Consider the following 8,314-nt stretch of genomic DNA (forward strand, 5'->3'; position numbering starts at 1 on the left):
ACGGGGCTCGAACCCGCGACAACCAGATCCACAAACTGGCGCTCTACCAACTGAACTACGGTCACCACAAATATTGGTGCCTGGGGCCGGAATCGAACCGGCACGCTATCAGATAGCTCGGGATTTTAAGTCCCGTGCGTCTACCTATTCCGCCACCCAGGCTGATCGCTTTCGCTCTCAACAAAATAATAGTACCATTTTTTTTAGAAAAAGTCAACAAGTTTTTTATTTTTTTTTAAAATATTTTTTATTGCAAGTTTTTTAATCTTATGATACTATGAAATGACTCTATATTAAGGAGAATTAAAAAGAAAATAAGCGCCAGAACTTTTTAAGTTGACGAGGACTGGAATTATCGAACATTCGGCGGATATTCCAGAGGTTACTACAACCTTAGACCTTCTACAAATCTAAAGGGTGACTTTTAGGACAAAGGAAGGTAAGTAGTAATTCTTCTTAAATATAAAGAACATTGAAAATTAAATATTTTAAGGAGGATTTTTTTATGTGTGGAATTGTTGGTTACATAGGAAAAGGAGATGCAAAAAGCGTAGTTTTACAAGGACTTGAGAAATTGGAGTACAGAGGTTACGACTCTGCAGGTATCGCAGTTATAAAAGATTCTAAGATTATTGTAGAGAAGAAAAAAGGTAGATTAAAAAATCTAGAATCTCATCTTGAAGGACTTGACTTAAACTCTCATATCGGAATCGGGCACACTAGATGGGCCACTCATGGAGAACCTTCTGATAGAAATTCTCATCCTCACTATAGTGAAGATATGTCTGTAGCTGTCGTTCACAACGGGATTATCGAAAATTATTCATCTCTGAAAGAAGAACTTATTAAAAAGGGGTATAAATTTACATCTGATACAGATACTGAAGTTGTAGCTCATCTTATACACTCTATCTTCAAAGGAAACTTACTAGAAACGGTAAAAGAAGCAATCACTTACTTAAGAGGTAGTTTTGCTCTTGGAGTTATTCATAAAGATTTCCCTGATGAAATAGTTTGTACTAGAAAGGATAGTCCTCTTGTTATCGGAATTGGAGAAAATGAAAATCTTATAGCTTCTGATATCCCGGCTATTCTAAAATATACAAAGAACGTGTATTTTTTAGAAGATGGTGATATCGCTAAATTAACTGCAAACTCAATCCAAATTTTCGACAAAAATTTATCTCCTGTACAGAGAGAGATTAAATTTATCGAATGGGATTATGAGCAAGCTACAAAAGCTGGATATCCTCACTTTATGATCAAAGAGATTTTTGAGCAACCTAAATCTATCGAAGAAACTCTAAATAGAAGAATTCAAAATGGAGCAATTGATTTTTCTGATGTTCTATCTGATGAAGATATCAAAAAATTCAATATGATTCATATCGTTGCTTGTGGAACTGCATATCACGCTGGTTTACAAGGCCAATATGCATTAAGATCAATTTCTAGAACGAATGCTCTTGTCGAAATTGCCTCAGAATACAGATATATGAATCCATTTGTCGATGAAAATACTTTAGCTATTTTCGTAAGCCAATCTGGAGAAACTTTAGATACTCTAGCAGCTTTGAAGGAAGCTAAATCTAGAGGTGCTAAAACTCTTGCTATCACAAACGTTGTCGGATCTACTATATCAAGAGAAGCCCACAATACTATTTACACTATGGCTGGACCTGAAATTGCAGTTGCATCAACTAAAGCTTATACAACACAAGTTATTATTTTCCAACTTCTTTCTATCTATTTAGCTGAAAAAAAGGGATTACTTAATAGCGACGAGGTTAACAAATTAATCGAATCACTTTACTCTATTCCTTCTAAAGTTGAAAAAGAGCTTCAGAATACAGATCTTTTAAAATCTGTTGCAGAGTTTATGAAAGATAAAAATAGTGGGTTCTATATTGGAAGAGGAGTAGACTTTGCTACAGCACTTGAAGGATCATTAAAAATGAAAGAGATTACGTATATACATACTGAAGCTTTTGCAGCTGGTGAGTTAAAACATGGATCTATCGCTTTAATAGAGCCTGGAACACCTGTTATAGTTGTAGCTACGCAGTCAAATCTTTTAGAAAAAACCGTTTCAAATATGAAAGAACTAAAAGCTAGAGGAGCTCACATTACAACTATCGCAAGAAAAAGTTGTAAAGAAGCTATCGAAGCATCTGATGAATTTATTGGAATTGATGATATTGAAGATGTTTTCTCTGTTTTACTAGCTATTATACCGCTTCAACTTCTATCATACTTTACATCTGTTGCAAAAGGAATTGATGTGGATAAGCCTAGAAATCTAGCAAAATCAGTTACTGTTGAATAATATAAAAAGAGCCAATCGGCTCTTTTTTTTATACTTTTTAAGTAGAATTTAACATTTTTTCATGATATAATACTTTTAGAATTAAGGGAGGAATATATTATGAGTGATAGATTAAAAGGAACTTTATGGATGTGTGTGTCCGCTTTAGGTATGGCCTTAATGGGAGCTACAGTTAAATTTATTGGTAGTGATATCTCTACTTTCGAAAAACTTTTCTTCAGAAATCTCGTAGGAGTCGTTATGTTGCTCTTTTCTATGAAAGGTCAAAATATAAATATCTGGGGTAGTAGCAATAAAAGTAGATTATTTATGATTTTTAGATGTGCAACTGGCTTAACAGGAGCTGTTCTAAATTTTTACTGTATTAACAAACTTTATTTAGCTGATTCAGCTTTATTAAATAAACTTTCACCATTCTTTGTTGCTATTTTTGCAACTTTATTTTTAAAAGAAAAATTAGAAAGACATCAAATTCCTATACTTATTGTCGTTCTATTCGGAGCATTATTAGTTATAAAGCCTAAATTCAGTTTTGAAATGTTACCAGCTTTAGCCGGATTTTTATCCGCTATTTTTGCAGGTGGGGCATATACACTAGTAAGATATCTAAGAACTATGGAAGAACCTTCTACTTTGGTTTTATGGTTTTCCGCATTTTCAATGATCGGTATGATTCCGCCAATGCTTATTCAAGGATTTATAGTCCCAAACAGGATACAACTACTTTATCTTATTCTAACAGGTATTTTCGCTACAATCGGACAGATTGGCTTAGCTTATGCTTATAAATATGCTTTAGCTAGTGAAGTATCTATATATCAATATTTAAGTATTATATTCTCTGCTATAATTGGGTTTATGGTTTGGCAGGAGATTCCAGATATTTTCAGTATGATAGGTGGTCTTATAATTATTGGTGCTGCATTATTTAATTATAAATTATCAAAAAAGTGATTGCAAATTGCAATCACTTTTTTAATTCATCTATTATGCTACTCAATTTTATATTTTGACCTTTTTTATACTCCTGATATTCAGGTATCGCTTTATCATCTATAAAACAATATTCTTTCTCATCCAAAGAAAACTTTTTCAAAATTTTATCATAAATGCAAACCTCTTCTTTTTCAATTCTTATTACAGTTGATTTCCCTTTTTTACACGGTTCAAGAGGAGAACAAGTTTTAAAACAATCACTCTTTTCATATATTTTATAAGAAATATATCTACAGCATATAGGTCTAAAATCATATATCAAACAACTTTTACTCTCTTTATCATGAAAATAACATGCCTTATCCTCTAATTTATTCCTTAAAATTTTCTCTTTAACAATATCATTAGAACTAATAAAGTTTAATATCTCTGCTTTTTCTTTTAAAGATATCAAAGAATAATCCCAATTACAACAACCACAACTATTACTCGTCTGATTACAAACTCTTTCACCGTTTAATTTTACAATTTTTTCTTTAGCTTCCTTTAAAATATTTCTCAGCCTCTTCATAACTACCTTAGAATTTATAAGTCGCTTCCAACGTATAAATTCTTCCATCCCCTCTATTATATTGTCTTGTATCATCCCAATATCCCACATATGTTGCATATTTTTCATCAAACAAATTATTAACTCTTCCAGTTAATGTAAGAGATTCTAAAGGTTTATAAGACAATGAAATATCAACAGTTGCATAATCTCCTTGATCCTTTTTTCTGATATTTGTAGGATCATCCGAGTCAAAATATCTTCCATAGTAAATTACATCTGCGTTTCCAACTATTTTAGGTGTAAATTCATATCTTGCACCAAATCCCAATTTCCAATTAGGAATAAAAGGAACCTCTTTATCTTTTAAACTATCAAATTTAGAATCTTTTATTTTGTGATATATATATGTTATTGATGTATTTAAAGTAAGCTTTTCAAAATAATGTTCTGCAAAAATTTCTACACCGTATCTCTCAGTATCTCCAATATTATAATATGGGAAATTCGAATACTCCTCACCACTATAATAGATTTCATCTCTTGTCATCTTATAGAATGTTGACAAACTTATATATGTATCATTTATATAATCTTTCACACCAAACTCTATTGTATCTTGTGTTTGTGGGTTTAATTTTTCAGCATTTACTGTATAACGCATCTCTGATATTAACGGAGTTCTAAAATCTCTAGATAATTTTCCATAAACAACGCCTGATTCATTATAGGAATATCTCGTTTCCAAAGTGTAAGAATAGTCATTATACTTTGTCTTATTTTTAGTATCCCACTTCTCTTCTGGAATAGGTGATCTATTTCTAAAATAATAGTTATACTCTGCAGTATTGTATCTAACACCTTGTAAAAATGTAAATTTACCTCTTTTATTTTCATTCATTAAGAATATTCCATAACTATCTTTTGTTGAATCATCTAATTTTTTCTCTTTCTGGGGAGTCGCAATCTCTTTAGTTAAATCAGTTCCTAACATAAAATAATCACTCTCTGTATAATTATGTTTCACTTGAACTTTTCCATATATTTTCTCTTGATCATCTTCATGCTTTATTTCCCCCTTTTTAGGGTTGTGTGTTTCAAATTTCTTTTCATAAAAACCTAAATAAGAGTATAGTTGAGTTTTTTTACTCAAATCATATCTATATCCTAAGTAATAATCATTGCTATGTGATTCACCTCTTGAAATATTCCCCGGATTTCTACTATCATTTTCATAAATATCCTCTGGTACATCACCATCTTTAGCATATTTTTTTTCATCTCTTGTATATCTAAAGTCAATCTCTCCATCATTTAAATTATATTTTGTACTTAGCACAAAGTTCTTTCTTTTACTAAATATATCTCCATATTCATCGCCTCTTTTATCACTTCTTTGTAAGCTAGAGTTATATCCAATACTTGTTGCAATTTTTTCTGTCATTTTTGTATTCACACCAACACCAAATTTATTAGATTCATGACTTGATACAGATCCTGATATATGCCCTGAATAATTTTTCCCCTCTGAAAATGAATCAATTTTTTTTAATCTAATATTTACAATTCCTCCAATAGCTCCATCACCGTATAAAATCCCTCCACCGCCAGGAACAACTTCTACTCTTTCAATATTTGCTATTGGAATATTTGTTATCTGATCTCCTTTTATAGGTACTCCATCCAATGTTACTATGGTATTTTTTTCTGCATGAACAGGACTCCCTGCTCCACGCACATCAAATCTAATACTATCATAATAATGTGATACAATAACTCCAGGTGCCATCCTTACAATATCCACAAGATTTTGAGCCCCTTTTTCAACTATCTCTTCACTTGTTATAACTGTTATATTCGCTCCTGTTTCTTTGATATTGGTTTCAAAATTATCTGTGGTTATAACACTTTCTTCCAGTTTTATAATCCTCTCATCTAACTTTGAATAAGCCAAAGTTGTGTAAGTCAAAAGACTTAGCACCATGATTTTTCTATTCATTTTTCCTCCCTCGAAGTATCATCTTAAAAGTATCCTGACTCATTTCACCCTACTCGCACCTCTTCCCAAGTTACCTCAGTGAGCTTTTGTGCTTTCGTCAATTTTACAGTGGCGGGGCCGTAGTGGAATTTAACCACACTTCCATATTAAGATGTTATTTTTTAGTACTTCACATGTTAACACATCTTACTTAATATTTTCCAATATAATTTTTTTATAACAAAAACTTTATCTGTACATTTAAAATATAATAACAATTTAGGTATAATTTACAAAACCTTTCTAACTTGCCACAAATGCTTACTCCAATAATCATCAACCTCAGAGATAATCACCCCTCTAGAGGTTGATGCATGTAAAAATCTATTATTTCCTAAATAAACACCTACATGACGTATTTTTTTTCTACCAATTTTAAAAAATAACAAATCTCCAACTTCCCAGTGAGTTCTATTTTTTATTTTTTTCCCTTCTAAGGACATCTTTTCAGTTGTCCTAGGTAAACTAACTTCAAACTTCTGTTTATATAAGTGTTGCATAAGAGCTGAGCAATCTACTCCTGATTTAGTAGTTCCACCTAATCTATATTTAGTCCCCTTCCAATTGTTGTAAAAGCCTGAAATTTTAACTACTCTAACCTGTCTTTCTTTTTCACTAATTTTAGCTGATGAGCACCCTGTCAACAAGAGTAAAAACAAAATCATTATATTTATTAATATTTTTTTATTTCTTAACAAAATTTAATTCCACTCCACTTTTTGTAACTATTCGAATTCCATTTTCTGTTATTCTAACCTCTTGTGCTTCTTTTAAGTTTTTTAAATACCCTTGCTCTTGTAACATTAAATTTTCTGGTCCCATCATTCTAGTTGTACCTATTTCCCCCACAGAAATTTTATCTCCATCTATTTTATAAGTTGCAAAATATCTATTCACTCCAGAATTACCTACTATTTTTTCCTTCTGAAAAAAAACATCAATCTGACTTTCTTCAATTACATTCTCTAAACTGTAAGTATTATCGAGAACTTTTGATAACACATCTACCTTTTTAGCAAAACATCCTCCCATTAAAAAAATCGCAAACAAAACTAATACCAATTTCTTCATAATTTCACACCTCACCTTTTTTATTTAATAATATTTTATAAACTAATTTTCTATATAAAACTTTAAACGAACACTCTCTATAATATTTTCATTTTTATCAAAAATTTTATAATTAATTTCCGACCCTTGAATTAAATGATTTAACTTATCAATACAAATAGAAGCTCTTCCATTTTCAATTTTCATTCTTCCAAAATCTAAATCTATCTCTTCACTTTCTCCAAACTCATCTATCTCTTCTTCTATATCATTTACTTTTATTTTAAGACCACTATATTTTCCAGACAATACTCCCGTTTCCTCTAATAAATAATACCCTTGAACCTCTCTAAAATCATCAATATATATTTTTTGCCCAGGTATATACCATTTATCTAAGGCTATCGTCTTTGAAACTTCATTTTTCATAGCTAATATAAAAACTTTATCAATCAAAACCTTTTTTACTCTATTGTAACTAAGACTTAATACCTCTCCCTCAATTCTATAATTCATATTTAAATCCAAGTTTTGAGGCAACTCTAACCCTATATAAATCTCTTTCGTATCATTAAATATATCATCATTTAACTGCTCGATATAAATATTAGGATATACCTCTTTTAAAGGAACAATTCTAACATTTTCTAAACTTTCTTGCTTCTCTATATTTTCCTGAACGATTTTCAATGAAGCTTCTTTAGCTAAATTCAATTTTAGTCCTTCCGAATTTACCTTGTTTTTAGTTATTTCTAGATCATAATCATTCAAACCTATCTTTTTTATAATCAAATATTTTTTACCATACTCCTGTTTCTTCAAAATCGGAGTTTTATAATCAAAATCTAAATATATTTCAGGATTAAATTCAGGCATATTAATACTTAGTTTCAAAACTTCTTTTCTATCCGAATATTGATACTCTATCTCTAGTTCATATTTACCTTTTACCAAGTTCCACTGATCTACCATAAGTTCCATTTTTTGCCGATTCAAATTTTTCCATCTCAGATTTATAGTAAGTCCACCCAACTCTATATTTTCAACTGTAAAACTATACTGCTCCCACTCCACATTTTTTTGAAGTAAAACATTTCCATCTTTTTTTATAATAACTCTTTCCAAATCTTTTCCTATCGTTAAATTCTTCCCCACTATATCAACGCTTGAAAAATATCCCACTGTATTTGGATAAGTTGCTACTGGTACATCTGATAAAATCAAATAGTGCCCCTTTCCTAACAATGGTTCATTAGCTTTATAATTCAATGTTAACTCCTGAGTAATTGCAAACAAATTTAAAGATATCAAAAACATATAAAATATTATCCTCATTTATTCCCCCTTATTTTAATTTGTTTCTGTTAACTTAAAATTTATTGAAACTACTCCAATCCTTTGAGGTATAATAGTT

At 30.6% G+C, this 8,314-nt stretch carries 7 protein-coding genes, 1 tRNA gene and 1 riboswitch; of the genes, 2 read left to right on the forward strand and 6 right to left on the reverse strand.

Annotated elements, in window-relative coordinates; translation table 11 throughout:
* Nucleotides 1–74: 74 nt before the first annotated feature.
* Nucleotides 75–162, reverse strand: a tRNA-Leu gene (locus tag L988_RS05425).
* 343 nt (nt 163–505) lie between these two features.
* On the opposite strand from L988_RS05425, the gene glmS reads away from it, so the two are divergent.
* Both glmS and L988_RS05435 read left to right on the forward strand, forming a co-directional pair.
* Nucleotides 506–2,326 (forward strand): glutamine--fructose-6-phosphate transaminase (isomerizing), encoded by a 1,821-nt coding sequence (gene glmS, locus L988_RS05430; RefSeq protein WP_047382376.1) that lies wholly within the window; start codon nt 506–508, stop codon nt 2,324–2,326.
* A gap of 99 nt (nt 2,327–2,425) precedes the next feature.
* Nucleotides 2,426–3,280: a DMT family transporter gene (locus L988_RS05435; RefSeq protein ID WP_047382378.1), complete on the forward strand. Its 855-nt coding sequence runs from the start codon at nt 2,426–2,428 to the stop codon at nt 3,278–3,280.
* 13 nt (nt 3,281–3,293) lie between these two features.
* On the opposite strand, the gene L988_RS05440 is transcribed toward L988_RS05435, so the two are convergent.
* The 5 genes from L988_RS05440 to L988_RS05460 all read right to left on the reverse strand — a co-directional run bounded on the left by L988_RS05440 (nt 3,294) and on the right by L988_RS05460 (nt 8,235).
* Nucleotides 3,294–3,881 (reverse strand): hypothetical protein, encoded by a 588-nt coding sequence (locus L988_RS05440; RefSeq protein WP_047382379.1) that lies wholly within the window; start codon nt 3,879–3,881, stop codon nt 3,294–3,296.
* A complete protein-coding gene (locus tag L988_RS05445; RefSeq protein ID WP_047382381.1) occupies nt 3,841–5,811 on the reverse strand; it encodes a TonB-dependent receptor in 1,971 nt (656 codons plus the stop codon). Before L988_RS05445 ends, L988_RS05440 begins: the two co-directional genes overlap by 41 nt.
* 6 nt (nt 5,812–5,817) lie before the next feature.
* A riboswitch (cobalamin riboswitch) is annotated at nt 5,818–6,008 on the reverse strand.
* 72 nt (nt 6,009–6,080) lie between these two features.
* A complete protein-coding gene (locus L988_RS05450; RefSeq protein WP_052191708.1) occupies nt 6,081–6,548 on the reverse strand; it encodes an NlpC/P60 family protein in 468 nt (155 codons plus the stop codon).
* A complete protein-coding gene (locus tag L988_RS05455; RefSeq protein WP_047382383.1) occupies nt 6,535–6,921 on the reverse strand; it encodes an META domain-containing protein in 387 nt (128 codons plus the stop codon). The genes L988_RS05450 and L988_RS05455 overlap by 14 nt, the downstream gene beginning before the upstream one ends.
* 42 nt (nt 6,922–6,963) lie before the next feature.
* Nucleotides 6,964–8,235 (reverse strand): hypothetical protein, encoded by a 1,272-nt coding sequence (locus L988_RS05460; protein WP_047382385.1) that lies wholly within the window; start codon nt 8,233–8,235, stop codon nt 6,964–6,966.
* Nucleotides 8,236–8,314: the final 79 nt, after the last annotated feature.

Source organism: Cetobacterium sp. ZWU0022 (genome assembly GCF_000800875.1).
Lineage (GTDB): Bacteria > Fusobacteriota > Fusobacteriia > Fusobacteriales > Fusobacteriaceae > Cetobacterium_A.

Coding starts and splice junctions, on each gene's coding strand:
- glmS (WP_047382376.1), top strand. CDS start 506: ATGTGTGGAATTGTTGGTTACATAGGAAAAGGAGATGCAAAAAGCGTA.
- L988_RS05435 (WP_047382378.1), top strand. CDS start 2,426: ATGAGTGATAGATTAAAAGGAACTTTATGGATGTGTGTGTCCGCTTTA.
- L988_RS05440 (WP_047382379.1), bottom strand. CDS start 3,881: ATGGAAGAATTTATACGTTGGAAGCGACTTATAAATTCTAAGGTAGTT.
- L988_RS05445 (WP_047382381.1), bottom strand. CDS start 5,811: ATGAATAGAAAAATCATGGTGCTAAGTCTTTTGACTTACACAACTTTG.
- L988_RS05455 (WP_047382383.1), bottom strand. CDS start 6,921: ATGAAGAAATTGGTATTAGTTTTGTTTGCGATTTTTTTAATGGGAGGA.
- L988_RS05460 (WP_047382385.1), bottom strand. CDS start 8,235: ATGAGGATAATATTTTATATGTTTTTGATATCTTTAAATTTGTTTGCA.